The organism is Nocardia flavorosea (genome assembly GCF_015477805.1).
Classification (GTDB): Bacteria; Actinomycetota; Actinomycetes; order Mycobacteriales; family Mycobacteriaceae; genus Nocardia; species Nocardia flavorosea_A.
Map to the genome: position 1 here is coordinate 824,185 of NZ_JADLQL010000002.1, position 20,549 is coordinate 844,733.

Consider the following 20,549-nt stretch of genomic DNA (forward strand, 5'->3'; position numbering starts at 1 on the left):
GAGCCTGCCACTCGGGTCAGGGGGTGAGGCCGAGTCCCAGCTGCGGCCATATCCAGACCGCGAACGCGAGAAGTAGTGCCACCGACAACGGGGCGAGGACGGCGGAGTAACGCAGCAGATGTTCGGGCCGGAACCCCGCAACGGTGTCGGATGCGGCGAAAACCGCCATCGGTTTCGCCGAACTGGTCATGGTGTGGCAGAAACCGGCCGCCGCTGTCGAGACGAAGGCCGCGGTCGCGGCATCCACGCCGACCGCCGGGGCGGTGGCGACGATGATCGGCACGAGCACGGCCGAACGAGCCGAACGGGATTGGATCATCAGATGCGCCGACAGGGATACGACCACGGTCAGCACCAGGAAAACCGCGCCGGCCGCGGATCCCAGTGAACGCACCGGGCCGAAGACGAGTCCGGCGAGCCACGCGGATGCGCCGCTGGTGGTGAGTGCGATACCCAGGCAGAGGGTGGCGGCCATGAACAACAACAACGTCCATGGAATGGTCTTCGCGGCCGCCGGCAGCGTGGTTGCGCCGATCTTCGGTGCGGTGGCGAGCAGGGCGCCGAGCACCGCGACGATCGCCGGGTCCACACCGTGCAGTCCCTCGGTGCACCACAACACCACTACGACCGCGAGGATGCCGAGCACCCGGCGCTGGGGTGCGGACAGCGGGCCCCGCACATCCGACCCCGCTGCTTCGGCGAAGGCGCTCGCGGGCACGGTGAGCGGTGTTCGGCGCTCGGTACGGTCGGCGAACAATGTGAGCGCGATCTCCGCGGCCAAATGCGACCACACCACCGCGAGCGGAAGACCGAGGATCAGCCATTGCGCGAAGTGGTAGCCCGTTCCGGTGGCCGCCGCGACGATCTCGCTGGTGATCAGATGTGCGCCCGCGCCGAGCAGCGAACCCACCGCGGAGAACAAGATGACCGAGGGGATTCCCACCGCGAGCGCCAGCACCAGTTGGGGCCGGTGCCGCAGTACCGCGGCGAGGGCGAGGAAGACCGGGAGGGCCAGCGCGGCCCGGCCGGAGGTCGCCGGAATCGCGAAAGTCGTCACCAGCAGGACAGCGGTGAGCAGATGCATCAGTTGCCGCGGAGTCCGGGCGAAAGTGAGAACCCGCGCGGCGATCCGTGCCGACAATCCCGTTGCGGTGACCGCCGCGGCGATCACGAACGATCCCACCAGCAGCCAGATCACCGAATCACCGAGGGTTCCGGTGAACGTCTCGGTATCGATCGGACCGGTGACGACGAGGGCCACTGCCGCGCCGAGTGCGATATAGGTGTCGGGGACCGGTGCGAAAATCCACATCCAGATCGCGGCGACGAACACTACGAGCGTGATCAGCGCTTCGTGGCCGAGGTCACCGGCTGCCGCCGCGGCGAGAAAACCCAGGCATACGAGGATTCCCGCGGCCGCGGCCAGCATGGGCGCCCGGGCCGGCTCGCGTCCGGCCGGACCGGCCACCGGGCGTCGGCGCGGTACGGTCCGGAATTCGGTCGCTTTCCCGGCTTCCCGGCCGGAAACAACCGGGATTGCTGCCGTGTCCTTGCGCGGTGTCTCGATGGGGTCCTGCTTCACCGGCCACCGCCGGAAAACATCGGTGTCCTGCACGGCCGCCACAGGCATTCTTGCGCGCCCGCGCGGCAGCGGGAATGCCGCGCGACGTACCGCCTTGTCCGGCAAGGCGCTGCCCCGCCCCCGGGCGGCCGGGCCTGCGCATTGTGTTCCGCTGTCACGAGAGCCGGTATCCCATCCCGCGTACTGTCTGCAGGCGCTGGGCGCCGATCTTGCCCCGCAGCGCCCGCACATAGACATCGACCACGTTGGATGCGGGGTCGAAATCGTAGCCCCAGACCTGGCCGAGGATCTGCTCGCGGCTCAGCACCTGGTCGGGATGCCGCAGGAACACCTCGAGCAGGCCGAATTCCCGGGCTGTGAGGTCAACGGTCCGGCCGTCGACATGTACCCGCCGGGAGCGCAGGTCGAGGCCGAGACCGTTGTACGACAGGGCAGCCGACGGTGCGCCCGCGGCCGTATCGTCCTGGAGGCGCAGCCGGACCCTGGCGAGAAGTTCGGCGAACTGGAACGGTTTGGTCATGTAGTCGTTCGCGCCGCCTTCCAGCCCCGCGACCGTGTCGTCGACGCTGTCGCGGGCGGTGAGCACCACGACCGGGGTCCGCACCCCCTCCCCGCGCAGCCGGCGCAGCACGGTGAACCCGTCCATCGAAGGCAACCCGATATCGAGGATCACCATGTCGAAGGCACCGGAACGGGCCATCAGCAACGCGGTTTCGCCGTCGCTGACCTGCTCGGTGGTGTATCCGGCGGCCCGCAGACCTTTGCCGACGAACGACACGATGTGCACATCGTCCTCGGCGATCAGGATCCGGCTCATCTGCTACCCCTTGCGTTCGTTCGGTTCGGCGTTGTCACGGTGTGCGGGATATGCCGGGTCGGCCGGCAGATCGAGACCGAAGGTGGCGCCGTCACCGGGCACGCTGCGTACCCAGGCCGACCCGTGGTGTGCGTCGGCGATCGCCCGTACGATGGCCAGGCCGAGCCCCGCGCCGGACCGCCGGTCCGCCCCGGAACTATCGGCCGGCCGGCCCCGCCGGAACCGCTCGAAGATCACCGGCGCATCCTCCGGCGCAACCCCCGGCCCCTGATCGGAGATCCACACCGACAGAGTGCGCTCCGGTTCGGCACCGGTGAGCCGGGATCCCAGCTGCACAGTGGTCCCGTCCGCCGAATGCGCGACAGCGTTGGCCGCGAGCTGCAACATCGCCTGGGTGACCCGCTGCGCATCGATCCACGCGGTCCCCTCGGCCACTTCCATCAGATGCCAGCGTCGCTCCCCGAGTGGTTGCACCTTGGATTCGATATCCAGCATGGTCTGCGCGATATCGACCGGACGGCGGACCACGAAATCCGGCTGTTCGGCCTTGGCCAGCATCAGCAGATCGGAGACCAGCCGCCCCATCCGGTTCAGTTCCGAATCGACGAGGGCCAGGGTGCGGCGCCGTTCCTCCGGATCCTCGGAGAGCAGTTCGAGATGCCCCCGGACCACCGTGATCGGGGTACGCAGTTCGTGACCCGCATCGTCGACGAACTGCCGCTGGGTCGTATAGGCGTGTTCGAGGCGGTCGAGCATATCGTTGAAGGTTTCCGCCAGCGCCGCGATATCGTCGCGTCCCTCCACCGGAACGCGGGCGGTGAGGTCCGTTTCGCCGATATCGGCGGCCACTGCCCGCACGGTGCGTACCGGCAGCAGGATGCGGCCGGCCACCAGATAGGCGACCCCGGTGGTCAGGGCCAGCCCGGCCAGCGAGACCGCGGCGATGGTGCGCATGGTCCGGTCGACACCCGCGCGGCCGATTTCGGTGAACGCGGCCACCACGAACGATCCCCGGTCGGCCGCGGATTCGACGTCGACCCGGCCCCACCGCATCTCACCGGCCGGGGAGTCGACGACCCCGGAGGTTCGTTCCGTCGCCGCGGTCGCGGTGAACAGGCCCGGATCACCGGCTACGGGCGCGGGCAGATTACCCCGGATACCGCCGAGCTGTCTGCCGTCCACGATCCCCACCATCACCTCGCCCTCGATCGGCGACTGACGCAGCAGATAGGTCTCCAGCAGCCTTTCCACCGATGTGAACGGTTGCGTGGTGGTCGGATCCACCCCCTCGGCGGCGAAGGTCCGGAATTCGTCGGCTTCCTGAGCGATATCGGCGTTCGCCCGGGTGTTCACATCGCGCAGTAGCAGATTGCGGGCGGTCACCAGCACCACGACCAGCAACAGGAAGGTCGTGAGCATGATCCAGGCGGTGATCTTCCATCGGGCCGGCAACCGGGAGCCACGCCGACGGAGGATCCGCGGGCCGGCGGCTGCCGGGCGGTCGGCGGCGGTGATGGGCTCGGGTGTTGGTTGCCGCAGGGTCGGCTCCGTGGTGTCGGCGGGACGCGCGGGGTCGAGATCAATCATCGTCGTCGGACGGCCCGTCCGTGTCCGGCTGGTCGTCCGCGTCGTCGTCGAATCCGTCGTCGGCATCGTCATCGCCCTGTTGCGGCGCGGGTGCCGGAGCCGCCGGGGCGGGGGCCGGTGCAGGAGTCGCAGCCTCCGGGGCAGGAACGCCCGGAGCAAGCACGGCTGGGCCAGGTGCTGCAGGACCAGGCGCTGGGCCCGGGGACACGGGCACGGGCACAGTGCCGCCCGGCGCCGGCGGATCACCGGCCGAGCTCGGCCCCGCCGTCGGTACCGCGTCATCCGGCGCATCAGAGTTCTGTTGCTTCGGATCCGATCCGGCGTCCGGCGACTCCGGCCCGTCCGGCGCCACACTCACCGAAACCGAGGACGGATCCAGATCCGGCTCCGGTGAACGGGTCAGGGCAAAGCTCACCAGCACCACGGCGGCGGCGCCCGCAAGCACAAGAGCGGCGGCGAAAGAACGAGAACCGGACATAACAGCCACTATGCCCAACCCTGATGACCCCGCCGTGAGGCGCAGATGAGGATTTCTTCATCACGGACGCGAAGCGGCCGGCCGGACGATTCGACACTGTCTCGTCCGGCCGGCCGTTGTTCGTGGGCGCTGCCGTACCGATTCTCGAACGGTTACCTTTCGCGGTGCCGGACCGGCGGACTGTTCGCCCGGTCCGGCACTGAGCCGCCGGAAGAGCCGTACGGTGCGACGGCTGCCGACCGGACCGGTCACCCCGCGAGACCGGTCCGATCGACGACGCCCTGCCCGTGGGCCGGTCTGCCACCCCGCGAGACAGACCGGCCCACCCGGTCGACCGGCTCCCCCGCCGCGCCGACCGGCCCCGTTCCCCCGTGGTGGTGCCGGATCCCCTCCCCGGTCACCGGACCACCACACCCCCGCGGATCCCCCACGTTTCCCCCGGATCCGTACTTTCCGGGATGCGTACCGGGTCCTCCCCAGGCACCGGTTCGCATCCCGCCCCCTCCTTCAACGGCGTCGCGACTACTGGCAGGAGTCGAAAACGCCGAGCTCGGTGCGACCGTCCTTGATCAGGTATCCGGTCGCGTACAGTTCGGTGCTCGCCACCGGGTTCTCCCCGTCCGGCGCCAGCCATTGCACCTCCTGGGCCACCAGGTAGGCATTCGGGTCGTTGCGCAGGACGTCCGTTTCGGTGCCGTCCATCTCGGCGGGCTCGGTATCACCGGCCCGGCCCGTCTCCCATTCGCCCGCGCCGGCCAGGGCGCCCTGGGCAGAGTCGACGATCATCGTGCGGTACCGGATCTGCTGCTGTTCCCCGGGCCGGTAGCCGGGCTGCGCGTAGACGACGGGCGCGTCGATTTCGATCACGATCTCGTCGCCCGAATGGGTGCAGGTGGCCTGGCCTGCGAGGGCGAGTGCGGTGGACAGCTGGGTGATCATCTTCGGGGTTCCTGTTCGCGGTGTGAGTGCCGGTGTGCTCTCCGGCATGACTCAACAATGCGACCCCGTACTTGGCGCACCCTTAACGTGAACTTATAACGCTGGGAACACGATCCGTCACAGTGCAATCAAGGTCGTGGCACGGGTTGTGCGGGTGTCCCGCCGGCCGGGTATCTGGGGCATCATGGAGGCATCCGCTACGACAAGAGTGGGAGTGTCGATGGATACGTTGGTCCTCTGGGCGCTGGCCTGTGTGGTCTATTGGTTCGGCCTCCTGTAGCCGCGCCCGCACCGGCATCGTGACGGCACGGTACGAGTGCCGAAGGGTGGGGCGCCCCTGACCGGTCCCGAGACCGATCAGGGGCGCCACATTTCCGCGGCCGGTGCCCGCCCGGCGATACCGGCACTGCCGGCAACGCGGCGATAGTGTGTGCGCATGGCGCGTTTCGGTGGGCTCCTGGCGGGGGTCGCGGCGGTAACACTGGTGGTGGGACACGTTTTCGCGGCTCAGGCATACGCCGCGCCGGCGCAGGTCGAATGCGCGGTGAGTTCCGGCCGGCAACCGGAGCGGGCGCAACCGCAACAGGTGGGCCTGGACGCGCAGCGGCTGGCGGACGCATTGACCTTCGCCGGCAGCCGGAATCGCTTGAATGTGCAGGTATTCCGGCACAACTGCCTGGTGGGTGAGGGGCCTGCCAACGACCGGACCGGGCACATCCCGTGGAATGTGTGGAGCGTGACCAAGAGTGTGGTCTCGCTGCTCACCGGGATCGCCGCCGATCGCGGACTGGTGGATATCGCGGCCCCGATCGACCGCTATTTGCCGCCGGGACTGGGTGATGCCCGGCGGCGCGCGATCACGGTCGAGAACCTGCTCACCGAAACATCCGGTATGCGCACCGGCGTGGTGACCGAGGGCATCACCGGAGCTGTCCCCATCGATCCCAACAGCGCTGTCCAGGCGTTGGGCGTACCGCTGGATCACGAGCCCGGCACCGTGTTCACCTACAGCCAGCGCACCGTGGACCTGCTCTCTTACGTGGTGGAGCTGGCCGTCGGCGAACCGCTGCAGGAGTTCGCGCAGCGAGAACTGTTCACACCGTTGGGGATCGAACGCAGTGATTGGTACTGGGCCCGGGACCGCAGCGGCCACACCTACGGATACGCGCATCTGCTGATCCCGCCGGACGATCTGGCCAAGCTCGGGCTGCTGGTGGCGAACAACGGCGACTGGGGCGGGCGGCAGATCGTCTCCGCGCAGTATCTGTCCCGTGCGACCACACCGTCACAGGCCAACCCGTGCTACGGCTATCTGTTCTGGCTCGGAGCGACCTGCGCGGAGAACCCGTCGTTCCTGCCACCGGATACCTACGCGATGTCCGGGATGGGATTGCAGAACGTTTTCGTCGTGCCGAGTCTGGACCTCGTGGTGGTGTGGACCGGCGTGTTCGGCAATGTCAGCAAGTACGGTCCGGCCGGGATCATCCAGAACTTCGAGGAATTGCCGCACGAGTTCTTCCGGCGATTGATGGCCGCGTTCCAGCAACCACCGGTCGCCGATCCGGGTCCTTACGCGGAACCACCGGTACAAGCGAACCCTGACGCCTACATCGACACCGATATCCTGCTGGCGGTCTTCGGGATCGGCGATTCGGCCTATCCGGGCTGCGACGTATTCGCCTGCCTGAACGAACCGCTGGCGACCCCGTTCACCGACGCGCCGCCGGACTGCGTGCTGCTGGCCTGCCTCGGAACAGATCCCCGAACCCCGGGAATCCACTGAGCCGCACTCCCCTCCCCGGCACGTCGGCCGCGCCGGGGAGGCAGATCCGTCACCGATCGGCGAGCAGGACTTCCGCGATCTGGATGGTGTTGAGCGCGGCGCCCTTACGCAGGTTGTCGCCGGAGAGGAACAGCGCCAGACCGCGCCCGTCCGGCACGCCGGGATCCTGACGGATACGGCCGACCAGGGATTCGTCCTTGCCCGCGGCGGCCAGCGGTGTCGGCACATCGACCAGCTGCACACCGGGCGCCTTCGCCAGGATCTCCTGAGCCCGCTGCACCGACAGCGGATCGGCGAATTCGGCGTTGATCGACAGCGAGTGGCCGGTGAACACCGGGACCCGCACACAGGTGCCGCTCACCAGCAGCTCCGGCAGCCCGAGAATTTTGCGGCTCTCGTTGCGCAGCTTCTGATCCTCGTCGGTCTCACCGGAACCGTCGTCCACCAGCGAACCCGCGAGCGCGAGCACGTTGAACGCGATGGGCGCCACATACTTGTTCGGGGCCGGGAAGTCCACGGCGCTGCCGTCGTGGGTGAGTTTCTCGGCGTCGCCGATCACCGCGCGGGTCTGCGAAGCCAGTTCCTCGACACCGGCCAGCCCACTACCCGAGACCGCCTGATAGCTGGACACGATCAGCCGCTGCAACCCGGCCGCGTCGTGTAGCGGTTTGAGCACCGGCATCGCGGCCATCGTGGTGCAGTTGGGATTGGCGATGATGCCCTTGGTGAGATTGCGGGTCTGTTCCGGGTTGACCTCGCTCACCACCAGCGGGACGTCCGGATCCTTGCGCCACGCCGACGAGTTGTCGATCACCGTGACCCCGGCCGCCGCGAACCGCGGCGCCTGCACGCGCGACATGGTCGCGCCGGCGGAGAACAGGGCGATATCCAGGCCGGCCGGATCGGCGGTTTCGGTGTCCTCCACGACGATCTCGCCATCGCGCCACGGCAGTTTCTTACCGGCCGAACGGGCGGAGGCGAAGAACCGCACCTCGTCGGCGGGGAAATCGCGTTCTTCCAGCAGTTTGCGCATCACGGCGCCGACCTGCCCGGTCGCGCCGACAACGCCAACACGTACACCCATCGGTTATCGCCCCGTTCCGGCATGTACGACGGCGACCTCGTCGCCGCCGAGATCGAACGCGCGGTGCAGCACCTGCACGGCGTCGTCGAGTTCGGTGTCCTTGACCAGTACCGAGATACGGATCTCGGAGGTCGAGATGAGGTCGATATTGATACCGGCCTCGGCCAGCGCCTCACAGAAGGTGGCGGTGACCCCGGGGTGGCTCTTCATACCTGCGCCGACCAGCGACACCTTGCCGATGTGATCGTCGTAGAGCACCTGCGAGAAGCCGATCTCCTCCTGGTGCCCGGCGAGCATCTCCACCGCCCGCTGACCGTCGGAACGGGGCAGGGTGAAGGTGATATCGGTCTTACCGGTCTCCACCTTGGAGATGTTCTGCAGGACCATATCGATGTTGATCTCGGAATCGGCGACCGCGCGGAACACCTTGGCGGCGTATCCGGGAACGTCCGGTAGCCCGACCACGGTCACCTTGGCCTCGCTGCGGTCGTGCGCGACGCCCGTGAGGATTGCTTGTTCCAAGGGGATGTCCTCCATCGATCCGTATACGTAGGTGCCCGGCTTGTCGGTATAGGACGAGCGCACATGCACGGGCACGTTGTAGCGGCGCGCGTATTCGACGCAGCGCAGCATCAGCACTTTGGACCCGCAGGCCGCCATCTCCAGCATCTCCTCGTAGGAGACCTGCTCGAGCTTCTGCGCATCGTTGACTATGCGCGGATCGGCGGTGAAGACTCCGTCCACGTCGGTGTAGATCTCGCAGACATCGGCCTCGAGCGCGGCCGCCAGCGCGACGGCGGTGGTATCCGAACCGCCACGGCCCAGCGTGGTGACGTCCTTGCTGTCCTGGCTGACGCCCTGGAAACCCGCGACGAGCACGATCGTGCCCTCATCGAGAGCTTCCTGGACGCGACTGGGCGTCACGTCGATGATCTTGGCCTTACCGTGCACCGATGTGGTGATGACGCCGGCCTGGGAGCCGGTGAACGACCGCGCCTCGGCGCCGAGAGTGTGGATAGCCATGGCCACCAGTGCGTTGGAGATGCGTTCACCGGAGGTGAGCAACATATCCATCTCCCGCGCGGGCGGCGCGGGAGCGACCTGTTCGGCCAGGTCGAGCAGTTCGTCGGTGGTGTCGCCCATGGCCGAGCAGACCACGACCACATCGTGGCCTTGCTTCTTCGTCTCGACGATCCGTTCGGCGACGCGCCGGATCCGGTCGGCCGAGGAGACCGAGGATCCTCCGTACTTCTGGACAACGAGTGCCACGAGGGGTCCTCCAATGTCGGCGAACAGGCGATCAGTGCATAAGCGTACCGAGCCCGGCGGGCTTGTTCCGGCAGTATCCGCCCTGGCTGTGGAATAACACACAGCCGCGTGACGTCACGTTTACCGATGCGGGCAGCCGTCCGACGCGCGGTCGCCCGGACCTGCGCGGTCGCGGGTCTCAGCCGCGTTCGAACCAGGTGACCTGCGCCCCGTTGCCGAACTCCTTGCGCTGCACGGGGATGAACGATGTCGGCCGGAAGGCCCCGCTGATGATCGGGATGCCGGTCCCGGCCGATACCGGATAGCTCTTGACGATCAGCTCGTCGATCTCGTCGATCAGCGCGCCGGCGAGTTTGCCGCCCCCGGCGAGCCAGATGTCCTTGCCCTCCGGGCCTTCTTCCCGCTTGAGACGCCGCACCAGTTCGACCGGGTCGGAACGGACGAGTTCGATCTCGGGATCGTCGATCCGCTCGAGCGTCGTCGAGACGACGTACTGCTTCATATGCGGGTAGGGACTGGCGATTCCGATCTCGAGGGCCGGATCGTAGGTTCCGCGTCCCATGACCAGGGTGTCCCAGCGCTGATTGGGCGTATCGACAGGCAGGCCGACGTGTTCCCGGATGTGGCGCGGGAGTGTTTCCGGGTAACGGGCATTGATCCACTGCACCATATCGTCGGCGACGGGATAGAAATCGAACTCGCCGCCCGGGCCGGCTATATAGCCGTCGAGGGATGCGCCCACGTAGTAGACCAGCTTTCGCATGAGGTACCGCCTATCCATAGCACTATAAGTGAAGTGGTATCACCATAGTACTACGATTGAAGTGGTGTCAATCCGGTAGCTCGGCAACCGCGGAACCCGATAGAAAATCCGGCCGACTACGGAGCGACTCCCCCGCACGGCGCTCACCGCCGAGGACCGTTCGGCAGCGACCGGCAATAGCAATCCAATCGTGGTTGTGATTCCCGACACGGTCGCCGAATAATGGAATCATGATGGCGAACGTCGGAGACCGCTTGCACGTGCACGGGCACACCGTCGGGCAAAGTGATCACGAAGGGGAGATCGTCGAAGTACGCGGCCCACAGGGATCGCCGCCGTATATCGTGCGTTTCGACGACGGCCACGAGTCCCTGGTCTTCCCCGGGCCGGATGCCACGGTAGAGCGTCCACACTGAGCCCACCCCACCCCGCGAACCGAGCCCCGTGAACACCCCCAGTTATTCGCGGGTCGCATCCCCACGGGCGGGGCACCTTAATCTCTGCGGGCGGCGTGTTGACGATCACGCGCCGACCGGGCGACAATCGTGGCCTATTCGTAATAACCGGGGGTGCGAGGGACCATATGCGTACGAAGACCGATATCAGTTTCGACGTCCAAGCGGAGCCGTCTCAGGTAATGGACGCACTGATGGCAGTCGAGATGTTCGCCGAATGGTCACCCGATTTCACCGATGCCAGGGTCGCCACCCGCGACGACGCCGGGCGCCCGCGGCGGGTATTCGTTCAGGTCGAGATCTCGAACACGCCCGATATGCAGGTGTGGGAGTTCAGCTGGTCGGACCACCGGATGTCCTGGGAGGTCGCCGACAGCACCCGGGGGATCAGAGGCGGCGGCTCCTTCGAAGTCACCGGCGGCGCGGACGGTAGCCGGGTGCTGCTGCGCGTCGAACAGCACACCCCGATCCCGCTACCGGGCTTCCTGGCCAAACGCACGGTCCGCAAGACCTACGAGACGCTGGTGGAGAATTTCACCTACTACGCCGAACAGTTCGGCGAATCCGAAGCCTACGACCTCGTCTGATCCCGCTGCCCGTTGAGATACCGGGCGGTGAGGTGGTGCGGAGTCGGGCCGTACGCCGAGGGCGCGACCTTGACCCCGGAGCGCACCGAATCGCGGATCTGGTCCACGTTCTCCCGGATCATGTCCGAAACGAGCTCATCGGTGCGCGGATCGGCCAGTACCTGGAACAGGATGCGGAAAACGGTATCGGCGACCAACCGGATGATCTCGTCGTGGAACGGGATGTAGCGCACCCGCCCGGTCTGCGGATCGTTCTTGATCATCTCGACGATCATCTCGTCCAGTTCGCCGCGATTCTCCTCCAACGCGTTGGCGATATTGCGGGTGTAGTGACCGGTGCGCAGTACCGCGGTGACCTCCTCCATGATCGCGATGGTCATCGGCCGTTTGATGACCTCCACGATCGTGCCCACGGAATGGTTGATCACCGCCGCGGTGACCCGGTCACCGAAGACCCGATCGGCCACCCGGGCCAGGCGAACGAGGATCACCACGATTCGCAGCAGCCGGAACGCCCGGAAGAACGGGCTGGTCACCGGGATCATGCCGAGAACTTCGTACCAGTAGACGAACGGATAGGTCCACGGCCAGCCGGCCCGCCGCCAGCGCCACAGGAACTCGACCGCGAAAACGCCGCAGATGGCGTAGTCCGCGATGACGATGTAGCGGTAAGTATCGGGATCCACCTCGAAGAAGGTGATCCAGCACACCAGCACCACGGATGCGACGGCCAGCGCCAGCATGACGAAATCGGTCCACAGGGCGGGCGGCTTCCGCGGGAATTCGTCCGGCTCGGCCGCTGCGGCTACGGCCATCGGCCCAGACTCCGTGGACGACGGTGTTGACACCTACATTCCCTTCGACGCCGAAAGATCGTAGTCAAGTATTACCCGCTCACCACCTGCTCCAGCCGCCGAATACGCAAGCGTTCGGGGCGACGGCCGCGGAGCGCGGACGGTGCCGGCCGTCCCCGGCACCCCGCAGATTCCGGCGTGTTCAGTGGCCTTCGCGAATGATCGCCTCGATATTGCGCTCGGCCAGCGCGGTGATGGTGAGCGACGGGTTCGCCGTCGCCGTACTGCCGGGGATCGCTGCACCGTCCATTACGTAGAGACCGCGGTAACCGTGCACGCGGCCGTGCGAATCGGTTGCCTTGCCGAGCACCGCACCGCCCAGCGGGTGGGCGGTGAACAGGGCGTTCGCGTCGTACCCCAGCGCACTGTATTCGGCGAGCGCACCGGCCCGCTCCGCGATCCGCTGATCCACCGCGCGTGCTGCCGCCGTCACCTCGTCCTGCGCCCGGGTCGGCCAGGACAGCCCGACCGCGCCGGTGGCCCGGTCGAAACCGAAACGGGCCCGGGTGGGGTCGAGGACCACGGCGAGCGAGGCCAGCGCTCCCGTTTCGAACGGGATGCCCGGGATGTACCAGTTCTCCAGCGTCAGCGCGGTACCGCTGTCGTCGAAGATCCGGCTGGCACTGGGCACACCCTGTCCGTTCCCGGCGACCGAACTGGCGCCGCGGGCCAGCACCACATCGCCGTTGGTGCCCCAGCCGTCGCCGATATGCTCGTTCAGCCGCGGCAGCGCACCGGTCTCGCGGGCCCGGACCAGCAGTTCCGAGGTCCCGATCGAACCGGCACCGAGGAACAACTTGTCGCAGGTGAGAGTGCGGGTGCCGATCACCACACCGGTGGGATGGAGTTTGGATACCGTGACCGCGAACCGGCCGCCCGGTTCTTCGGCGATCGCGTCCACCCGGTGCCCCGGAAAGATCCGCGCCTTACCGGTGGCCTGAGCGTCCTTCAGATAGTTCTGATTGAGGTCGAATTTGGCGCCGTTGGAATTGCCGAGGTTGCTGCGCCCCGCCGTCGCCGAGGGGCGGGTGGAACCGTTCAGTTCGCCACGCAGCACATCCCAGGTGAAGATCGAATCGTTCGGGACGGGCCGGTAGCCGGCCTTGCGGACCTGGTCGTCCCACGCACGCGAATGGCTGAACGGTGGCGAGTGATAGATATCGGCCGGCATCGTGTCCAGCCGCAGCATGGACCGGACCCGCGGGTAGTAGACGCGCTCCAGCTCCCCGTAGTCGACCACTCCGCCGAAGACATGGTCGAAGAGCCCGCGTTCCGGGGCGATCATCGCGCCGGTGAAAACCACCGATCCGCCGCCGACCGCGGCCCCGCGCCAGACATCGATACCGGGGTAGCACGTGCAGTCCAGTACGCCGCCGAAATCGGCGAACTGCATCGGCACCTTGGTGACGCCGGTGAAGCTGGTGGCGTGCCAGAAACCGCGGCCGTCGGGCAGATCGTCGCCGGTGAAGATCTCGCGCCACGGGTCGTTGGGCCAGCGTGACCCACGTTCCAGCACAGTGGTCCCGACGCCGGCCTGCGCCAGCCGCAACGCGGTGACGGCCGCGCCGAAGCCGGAGCCGATGACAATGGCTTCGGTATGCTGCGGCGCATCGGGTATCGGCTCGAAGATCTCCGGAACCCAGCGGGCGAACAGTTCGTGCCAGATCGGCTGTGCCGAGGCCCGCGGCAGCACCGGGCCGGATTTCACGACGCCCGTTCCCACCGCCCCCACGAGCGCAGCAACCCCTGCGGCCTTGAAAAGGGATCGCCTATCCACCCCGGTACCTCTTTCGTAACGCAACAAGCGCAGGGATGGTACCGATATTCACCGGCATTGAACAGCGGTAGCGGCGAACGGCGGTGAGCGCGAGCCGGATTCATACTGGTCAGACGTACAACAGGGTGGTCAGGCGAATACCAGGCGAACCACCGCGATCGTGCCCACCACCACGATCACCGCGCGCAATACATTCGGCGACAGTCGCCGGCCCACTCGCGCGCCCAATTGGCCCCCGATGATCGAACCGGCCGCGATCAACGCGACCGCCCGCCAATCGATCTCGGCGACCACGATGAAAACGGCCGCGGCCAGCGCGTTCACCAGCAGCGCCAGCACGTTCTTCACCGCATTCAGGCGCTGGAGTTCGTCCTGCACGAAGACACCGAGCAGACCCACCAGGAGCACGCCCTGCGCGGCGCCGAAATAACCGCCGTAGATCCCGGTGGCGAAGATCGCGGCCAGCAGGACCGGGCCGCCGTGCGCGGGCGCGGCCGCTTTATCGCGCTGACGTTCGCGGACCCACGCCGAAAGCCGTGGTTGCAGTACCACCAGCACCAGCGCAACGATGATGAGCGCCGGAACGATCGCGGCGAACGCGTCTTCGGGCAGGTTGAGCAGCAGTACCGCGCCGACCACCGCACCGAGCAGCGACGCCGAGCCGTATCGCAACAGCCGGGTCCGCTGGCCGGCCAGTTCCCGGCGATAGCCGATCACACCGCTGAGCGAACCGGGCACCAGACCGACGGTGTTGGAAACATTCGCCGTCACCGGCGGCAGGCCGACGGCGAGCAGCACCGGGAAAGTGATCAACGTGCCGGATCCCACCACCGCGTTGATCCCGCCCGCGGCGATACCCGCGGCGAAAACGGCCAGCACTTCCAGCCAACTCATGCTCGACCTCTCGACCTCGCCGGAACAGTCCGGTCACTCGCACTGCCCTCAGGCACGCTAGCTGTCGCGTTCCCGCCGTTGGCGACGACCCCGCAGACCGCCGCGGCACCGATGCGGAGGCATCGGCTGCCTCACTCCGAGAATCCGGGAACCCGGCGGCCGCGTTTCGGCGGGAGCGAGACATCTCCCGGGGCCGTTTCCCGGCCTCGCGCGTGGCCGGCGGCGGCCGTAATTTCGGCTCGGGCGGGTTCGGCACCTGGGAGGTTGTGAGATATCAACCCGCCGCACCGGCTTGTCAGGGGTGGTGGAGCAAGGGGTAGACTCCAACGAGTCATGCAGCGGGCACTTCTTCTCAGCCGCCGCGACGGGGTCTGATCGGACCGGCTTCCCGTCGCGGGGTTCCGCCGCGCCGGTCGACCCATTTCGGGAAACAATCTCACCCACGGAGAAATCGCATGTCACCCGCTGACGCCTTCGTATCGAGCACGCGCACCATCACCGCGCCTGCCAAGCCCGCGCCCGCCGACCAGCCCGCGTGGAACCAGCAGAAGAATTCGTCCATGCCGGTGTTCCGCTACCGGCCGTTCGCCGAAGAAGTCGAACCCGTCACCTTGCCCGACCGGACCTGGCCGGACAAGGTGATCGACCGCGCCCCCGCCTGGTGCGCCGTCGACCTGCGCGACGGTAACCAGGCGCTGATCGACCCGATGAGTCCAGCCCGCAAACGCCGCATGTTCGATCTGCTGGTGCGGATGGGTTACAAGGAGATCGAGGTCGGTTTTCCCTCGGCCAGCCAGACCGATTTCGATTTCGTGCGCGAGATCATCGAAGACGGCGCGATTCCCGACGATGTCACCATTCAGGTGCTCACCCAGTGCCGTCCCGAACTGATCGAGCGAACCTTCGAGGCCTGCTCCGGCGCCGGGAACGTGATCGTGCACTTCTACAACTCGACCTCCATCCTGCAGCGGCGGGTGGTGTTCCGGGCCGATCGCGACGCGGTCCGCAAAATCGCCACCGATGCCGCGCGGCTGTGCCTGGAGATCGAGCAGCGCTACCCGGACACGGCTTGGCGCTACGAGTACAGCCCGGAGTCCTACACCGGCACCGAGCTGGAATACGCGAAGGAGGTCTGCGACGCGGTCTCCGAGATCATCGCGCCGACCCCGGACAAACCGCTGATCATCAACTTGCCCGCGACCGTGGAGATGGCGACCCCGAACGTCTACGCCGACTCCATCGAATGGATGCACCGCAACCTGGCGCGGCGCGATTCGATCGTGCTGTCGCTGCATCCGCACAATGACCGGGGTACCGCCGTGGCCGCCGCGGAACTCGGCTACCAGGCCGGTGCCGACCGGATCGAGGGCTGCCTGTTCGGTAACGGCGAACGCACCGGCAACGTCTGCCTGGTGACGCTGGGGATGAATATGTTCTCCCAAGGTGTGGACCCGCAGATCAACTTCTCCGATATCGACGAGATCCGCCGGACGGTGGAGTACTGCAACCAGCTGCCCGTGCACGAACGCCACCCGTACGGCGGCGATCTGGTGTACACCGCGTTCTCCGGCAGCCATCAGGACGCCATCAACAAGGGCCTGGATGCGATGAAGGCGGCCGCAGACGCCGCCGAAACCGATATCGACGATATGTCGTGGGAGGTGCCCTACCTGCCGATCGACCCGAAGGACGTCGGCCGTACCTACGAAGCCGTTATCCGGGTCAACTCGCAGTCGGGTAAGGGCGGCGTGGCCTACATCATGAAAACCGATCACGGCCTGTCGCTGCCGCGGCGGCTGCAGATCGAGTTCTCCCAGGCCGTCCAGCAGATCACCGACGGTGAGGGCGGGGAGGTCACGCCGAAGGAGATGTGGGACGCCTTCGCCGACGAGTACCTGACCCCCATCCGCCCCTTGGAGCGGATGCGGCAGAAGGTCACCGCTTCGGAAACCGACGGTGGTACCGACAGCATCACCGCAGTGGTCAAGGTGGACGGTGTCGAGCAGGAGATCTCCGGTAGCGGTAACGGCCCGCTCGCGGCCTTCGTCGACGCCATCGCCACGGTCGGCTACCAGGTCGAGGTGCTCGACTACTCCGAGCACGCGCTGTCGGCGGGTGACGATGCCCAAGCCGCGGCCTACGTGGAATGCGCGATCGGCGACCGGATCGTCTGGGGTGTCGGAATCGCCACCTCGATCACTACCGCCTCGCTGCGCGCGGTGGTCTCGGCGGTGAACCGGGCCGCCAGGCAATAACTCCGAGCTCTTCGCGTTCGCGGCCGTCGTACCCACCACCGGTGGGTACGACGGCCGCGGTCGGGAATCCACCGGCGTGCGATACGCTCCGCACCTGCTAGCGTTGGTGCCGACTCCACGCCGCCGAGCTCTCTGCTCGAAAAACCCGAGCAGATGGGGGAACTGTGACTACTGACGACCACAACCCGACTTCCCAGCCCTGGCCCCCGAGTCAACCGGCGGATACCGCCGTCGGCGGTGAGCCGGAGAAGACCTCCACCGATCCGGCGAACGGTTCGGAATCGGATACCGACACGAATGCGCTTACCGGCGAGACCGACAACCCCACCACCGCGGTGAACGAGACCGCAGCCGGAAGCGACGCGGAACCGTCCACCGCCGGTCACTCCCAGAACCCGGCTCCCGAGGCCGGTGCGCCCGCACCGTGGCCCGCCGATCCCGCCGCGGGCCCGTGGGGCGGCGAGAACGGGTTCGCCCCACCCGGCGCGGACGGACAGGTACCCGGCGGCAACGGTGCGGCGCCGATCGATTCTTTCGCGCCGCCGGGCACCGGCGGCCAGTTCACCGCGCCCGGAGCCGAATCCTTCGCACCCGGCAGCGGCCAGTTCGCCCAACCGGATCCGAACCAGGTCGCCCCCATGAACACCGGCTACCCGAGTGGCCAGTTCGCCCAACCTGATCCCGGCCCCTACTCCCCGCCGAATCCAGCATCGGGCAGCGGCCAATTCCCGCAACCCGATCCGAATCAGTTCGCGCCCGCCGACACCGGATATCCGAGCGGCCAGTTCGCACCGCCGGACCCCAGCCAGTTCCAGGCCACGAACTTCGCACCGGGTACCGGCGGTCCGTTCGATCAGCCCAACCAGTACCAAGCCCCCGGTCCCGGTGGTTTCGAGCCACCGCACCCCGGCGGATACCAGGCACCCGGTCCGGGCGGTTTCGAGCCACCGCACCCCGGCGGATACCAGGCACCGGGCCCCGGCGGTTTCGAACCACCGCAACCCGGTTTCCAGGCACCTGAGGCCGGCAACCCGCACAGTAGCGGGCAGTTCGCACAGCAGTCGGGGTTCGCGGCCCCCGGAGCCGAAAGCGCTGGTCCCCACGGAAGCGGGCAGTTCCCGACAGCCGACCCGAATCTTCATCCCGGACAGCTTTCCCCGGCGCAGCCGCCCTATGCCGCTCCCGGTGCGGGCGAGCCGGGGCCGGGCGGCGGCAACCAATTCGACCAGAGCGCGGGCGGTTACGCCCCGAGCGGTTCCCCTGATCCCGCCGGTCCCGGACCGCAGGGGGAGACGCCGGGTGGCCCGGTCTACGGCTGGGCCCCGCCGCCGATGCCGACCGTGCCGCCTCAACAGCAGTTCCAGCATGCCCCGCCGCCGGCGGCCGATCCGTCGTCCGGACAGTTCGGGACACCGGGCTGGGGTGCCAACCCGGCACAGCAAACCCCAGGCGGACAGCAACCACCACAGCAGCAGCCGGGCCAACCGCCGCAGGGCCAGTTCCAGCCACGGCATATGCCCGAACCTGGCCAGCCGGGACATTCGGTCAACGATCTGAACCTGCTCAAGCGTGCGCGTAAAGCGCCCCGGGGCGGCTGGCGCCGGGCGGTGCACAAGGTTTCCCGCGGTGTGATCAACCCGGGCGAATCCGCCGCCGATATCGTCCACCGCGATCTGGTGAGCCGGGTGAACGCGCCGGTGCACGGCGATTTCCGGATCGCGATCCTCTCGCTCAAGGGCGGCGTCGGAAAAACCACCACAACGGTCGGCCTGGGCGCCACCTTCGCTTCGCTTCGCGGCGATCGGGTGATCGCCATCGATGCCAACCCCGACCTGGGCACGCTCGCCCACCGGGTGCCGCGGCAGACCCGTTCCACGGTGCGCAATCTGCTGGAAGACCAGAACATCACCCGGTACTCGGATGTGCGCGCGCATACCTCGCAATCGCCGAGCCGGCTGGAAGTACTGGCCAGCGAGCAGGATCCGGCGGTTTCCGAAGCGTTCAGCGAGGCCGACTACCGGCGCGCAATCGGAATCCTGCAGTCGTTCTACAACATCATCCTCACCGATTGCGGCACCGGGCTGATGCATTCGGCGATGTCCGGGGTGCTCGATATGGCGAGTTCGCTCGTCCTGGTGACCTCACCCGCCATCGACGGTGCACGCAGCGCGTCGGCCACACTGGACTGGCTGGACTACCACGGGTATTCGCATCTGGTGCGGCAGACGGTGGTCGTGGTGAACGCCTCCCGGCGCGGTTCCACCTCGGTGAACCTGGACCATCTGCGCCGGTTGTTCCTGGACCGCACCCGCGCGGTACAGGTGGTTCCGTTCGACGATCATCTCGCCGAGGGTGCGGAGATCGACCTGGAACTGGTGAGCAAGCCGACCCGGCTGGCGTTGCTGGAATTGGCCGCGATGGTCGCCGACGATTTCGCCAATGTGGACGGATATCCGTACGGCAACCGTTACTGACCGGGCACCGCGGGCAGGGGTTCCGCGGTCGCCAGGCGGGCCGCCGCCGCAAAGGAGTCCAGTACGGCCGCGATGGCCGGGCGGGTATCGGCGCGCGGCCGGGTGACCAGGTCGTAGAGCCGGGCGGCGCGGACGCCGGACAGCCGGAGCTGGGACAGGCCGGTGTGGGTCACCACGTAGCGAGGCATGAGCGCCACCCCGTATCCGGCGGCGACCAAGGTTTCGATCATACGGAAATCGTTGAGTCGCTGAACGATTCGCGGCGCCACTCCCGTTACGGTGGCGATCGACCGCAGGACATCGTCCACCGGGAAACCACCACGCACGCTCAACCATGCCTCTTCGGCCAGTTCAGCGGGGGTCACCGCGGATTTTTCCGCCAGTGGATGGCCGGGTGGTACGAGCACATCGATCGGCTCGCGCATGAGCACCCGGGAGTGGATCCGGGGGCCGGAGACCGGGGCGGCACGTTCGTCGCGGTGGGTCAGCACGATGTCGTAATCGGCGAGCAGTCGTGGTGTCTCCGTGGGGGGTACGTCCTCATCACCGGCGATGATCTCCACCCCGCTGCCCGCCATGGCCGGAAGAACATGCGGTAGCAGCAGTGCCCCACCGGACGGGAACACCGCCACCCGGACCTGCCCCCGGGGAGAGCCGCGGTAGTGGGCCATTTCGGCGACCGCGCGGTCGAGTGCGGCCAGCACCTCGTCGGCGCGGACAACCAGGGCGTGACCTGCATCGGTGAGCCGTACCCGGCGACCGCTCGGTTCCAGCAGGGTGACGCCCGCCTCGCGGGTGAGCACCTTCAATTGCTGTGATACCGCCGACGGTGTCATCGACAGGGCCGCGGCCGCGGCACCGATCGTGCCGCGATCGGCGAATTCCCGCAGGATACGCAACCGCTCCACGGACAAGTTGGGCCCCGGTGACACCATTAAGCAATTCTAAATC

17 protein-coding genes are annotated in these 20,549 nt (G+C 67.4%); 6 read left to right on the forward strand and 11 right to left on the reverse strand.

The window, feature by feature from the left end; all coding sequences use genetic code 11:
• Window positions 1-16 precede the first annotated feature (16 nt).
• The 4 genes from IU448_RS12750 to IU448_RS12765 all read right to left on the reverse strand — a co-directional run bounded on the left by IU448_RS12750 (window position 17) and on the right by IU448_RS12765 (window position 5,403).
• Entirely contained in the window at window positions 17-1,615 is a 1,599-nt protein-coding gene (locus IU448_RS12750; RefSeq protein ID WP_324188580.1) for an SLC13 family permease, read from the reverse strand.
• Window positions 1,616-1,736: 121 nt separating this feature from the next.
• Window positions 1,737-2,399 (reverse strand): response regulator transcription factor, encoded by a 663-nt coding sequence (locus IU448_RS12755; protein WP_195055744.1) that lies wholly within the window; start codon window positions 2,397-2,399, stop codon window positions 1,737-1,739.
• A gap of 3 nt (window positions 2,400-2,402) precedes the next feature.
• Complete coding sequence (locus tag IU448_RS12760; RefSeq protein WP_228813031.1) at window positions 2,403-3,818, reverse strand: sensor histidine kinase; 1,416 nt, start codon at window positions 3,816-3,818, stop codon at window positions 2,403-2,405.
• 1,168 nt (window positions 3,819-4,986) lie between these two features.
• Window positions 4,987-5,403 (reverse strand): hypothetical protein, encoded by a 417-nt coding sequence (locus IU448_RS12765; protein WP_195055746.1) that lies wholly within the window; start codon window positions 5,401-5,403, stop codon window positions 4,987-4,989.
• 136 nt (window positions 5,404-5,539) lie between these two features.
• Here IU448_RS12765 and IU448_RS12770 point away from each other — a divergent pair, with 136 nt between their 5' ends.
• Window positions 5,540-5,683, forward strand: coding sequence for a hypothetical protein (locus IU448_RS12770; RefSeq protein ID WP_195055747.1), 144 nt, complete (start codon window positions 5,540-5,542; stop codon window positions 5,681-5,683).
• A gap of 156 nt (window positions 5,684-5,839) precedes the next feature.
• Window positions 5,840-7,186, forward strand: coding sequence for a serine hydrolase domain-containing protein (locus IU448_RS12775; protein WP_195055748.1), 1,347 nt, complete (start codon window positions 5,840-5,842; stop codon window positions 7,184-7,186).
• A 49-nt stretch (window positions 7,187-7,235) separates the two neighbouring features.
• Here IU448_RS12775 and IU448_RS12780 read toward each other — a convergent pair whose 3' ends face one another.
• From IU448_RS12780 to IU448_RS12790, 3 genes are all read right to left on the reverse strand, one after another.
• Entirely contained in the window at window positions 7,236-8,270 is a 1,035-nt protein-coding gene (locus IU448_RS12780; RefSeq protein ID WP_195055749.1) for an aspartate-semialdehyde dehydrogenase, read from the reverse strand.
• Between the two features lie 3 nt (window positions 8,271-8,273).
• The gene (locus IU448_RS12785) at window positions 8,274-9,539 is read right to left on the reverse strand and encodes an aspartate kinase (protein WP_195055750.1); all 1,266 of its coding nucleotides are present in this window, start codon (window positions 9,537-9,539) and stop codon (window positions 8,274-8,276) included.
• 178 nt (window positions 9,540-9,717) lie between these two features.
• Window positions 9,718-10,302 (reverse strand): dihydrofolate reductase family protein, encoded by a 585-nt coding sequence (locus IU448_RS12790; protein WP_195056281.1) that lies wholly within the window; start codon window positions 10,300-10,302, stop codon window positions 9,718-9,720.
• Between the two features lie 230 nt (window positions 10,303-10,532).
• Between IU448_RS12790 and IU448_RS12795 the strand changes: the two genes are divergently transcribed.
• Both IU448_RS12795 and IU448_RS12800 read left to right on the forward strand, forming a co-directional pair.
• Complete coding sequence (locus IU448_RS12795; protein ID WP_195055751.1) at window positions 10,533-10,718, forward strand: DUF1918 domain-containing protein; 186 nt, start codon at window positions 10,533-10,535, stop codon at window positions 10,716-10,718.
• Window positions 10,719-10,885: 167 nt separating this feature from the next.
• Window positions 10,886-11,344: an SRPBCC family protein gene (locus IU448_RS12800; RefSeq protein ID WP_195055752.1), complete on the forward strand. Its 459-nt coding sequence runs from the start codon at window positions 10,886-10,888 to the stop codon at window positions 11,342-11,344.
• On the opposite strand, the gene IU448_RS12805 is transcribed toward IU448_RS12800, so the two are convergent.
• From IU448_RS12805 to IU448_RS12815, 3 genes are all read right to left on the reverse strand, one after another.
• Complete coding sequence (locus tag IU448_RS12805; RefSeq protein WP_195055753.1) at window positions 11,329-12,159, reverse strand: ion transporter; 831 nt, start codon at window positions 12,157-12,159, stop codon at window positions 11,329-11,331. The genes IU448_RS12800 and IU448_RS12805 overlap by 16 nt on opposite strands.
• A 181-nt stretch (window positions 12,160-12,340) precedes the next feature.
• Window positions 12,341-13,975, reverse strand: a complete 1,635-nt coding sequence (locus tag IU448_RS12810; RefSeq protein WP_195055754.1) for a GMC oxidoreductase — start codon at window positions 13,973-13,975, stop codon at window positions 12,341-12,343.
• Window positions 13,976-14,104: 129 nt separating this feature from the next.
• Window positions 14,105-14,869, reverse strand: a complete 765-nt coding sequence (locus IU448_RS12815) for a sulfite exporter TauE/SafE family protein (protein WP_195055755.1) — start codon at window positions 14,867-14,869, stop codon at window positions 14,105-14,107.
• A 455-nt stretch (window positions 14,870-15,324) separates the two neighbouring features.
• On the opposite strand from IU448_RS12815, the gene leuA reads away from it, so the two are divergent.
• The gene (gene leuA, locus IU448_RS12820) at window positions 15,325-17,124 is read left to right on the forward strand and encodes a 2-isopropylmalate synthase (RefSeq protein WP_195055756.1); all 1,800 of its coding nucleotides are present in this window, start codon (window positions 15,325-15,327) and stop codon (window positions 17,122-17,124) included.
• 164 nt (window positions 17,125-17,288) lie between these two features.
• The gene (locus tag IU448_RS29720; protein ID WP_416382992.1) at window positions 17,289-19,598 is read left to right on the forward strand and encodes an AAA family ATPase; all 2,310 of its coding nucleotides are present in this window, start codon (window positions 17,289-17,291) and stop codon (window positions 19,596-19,598) included.
• Here IU448_RS29720 and IU448_RS12830 read toward each other — a convergent pair.
• Entirely contained in the window at window positions 19,592-20,512 is a 921-nt protein-coding gene (locus IU448_RS12830) for a LysR family transcriptional regulator (RefSeq protein ID WP_195056283.1), read from the reverse strand. The genes IU448_RS29720 and IU448_RS12830 overlap by 7 nt on opposite strands.
• Window positions 20,513-20,549 lie beyond the last annotated feature (37 nt).

Bases quoted from the DNA above. Each gene is read 5' to 3' on its own strand.
- leuA (WP_195055756.1), top strand. From the start codon at position 15,325: ATGTCACCCGCTGACGCCTTCGTATCGAGCACGCGCACCATCACCGCG.
- IU448_RS12800 (WP_195055752.1), top strand. From the start codon at position 10,886: ATGCGTACGAAGACCGATATCAGTTTCGACGTCCAAGCGGAGCCGTCT.
- IU448_RS12755 (WP_195055744.1), bottom strand. From the start codon at position 2,399: ATGAGCCGGATCCTGATCGCCGAGGACGATGTGCACATCGTGTCGTTC.
- IU448_RS12775 (WP_195055748.1), top strand. From the start codon at position 5,840: ATGGCGCGTTTCGGTGGGCTCCTGGCGGGGGTCGCGGCGGTAACACTG.
- IU448_RS12805 (WP_195055753.1), bottom strand. From the start codon at position 12,159: ATGGCCGTAGCCGCAGCGGCCGAGCCGGACGAATTCCCGCGGAAGCCG.
- IU448_RS12760 (WP_228813031.1), bottom strand. From the start codon at position 3,818: ATGCTCACGACCTTCCTGTTGCTGGTCGTGGTGCTGGTGACCGCCCGC.
- IU448_RS12795 (WP_195055751.1), top strand. From the start codon at position 10,533: ATGATGGCGAACGTCGGAGACCGCTTGCACGTGCACGGGCACACCGTC.
- IU448_RS12765 (WP_195055746.1), bottom strand. From the start codon at position 5,403: ATGATCACCCAGCTGTCCACCGCACTCGCCCTCGCAGGCCAGGCCACC.
- IU448_RS12815 (WP_195055755.1), bottom strand. From the start codon at position 14,869: ATGAGTTGGCTGGAAGTGCTGGCCGTTTTCGCCGCGGGTATCGCCGCG.
- IU448_RS12790 (WP_195056281.1), bottom strand. From the start codon at position 10,302: ATGCGAAAGCTGGTCTACTACGTGGGCGCATCCCTCGACGGCTATATA.
- IU448_RS12780 (WP_195055749.1), bottom strand. From the start codon at position 8,270: ATGGGTGTACGTGTTGGCGTTGTCGGCGCGACCGGGCAGGTCGGCGCC.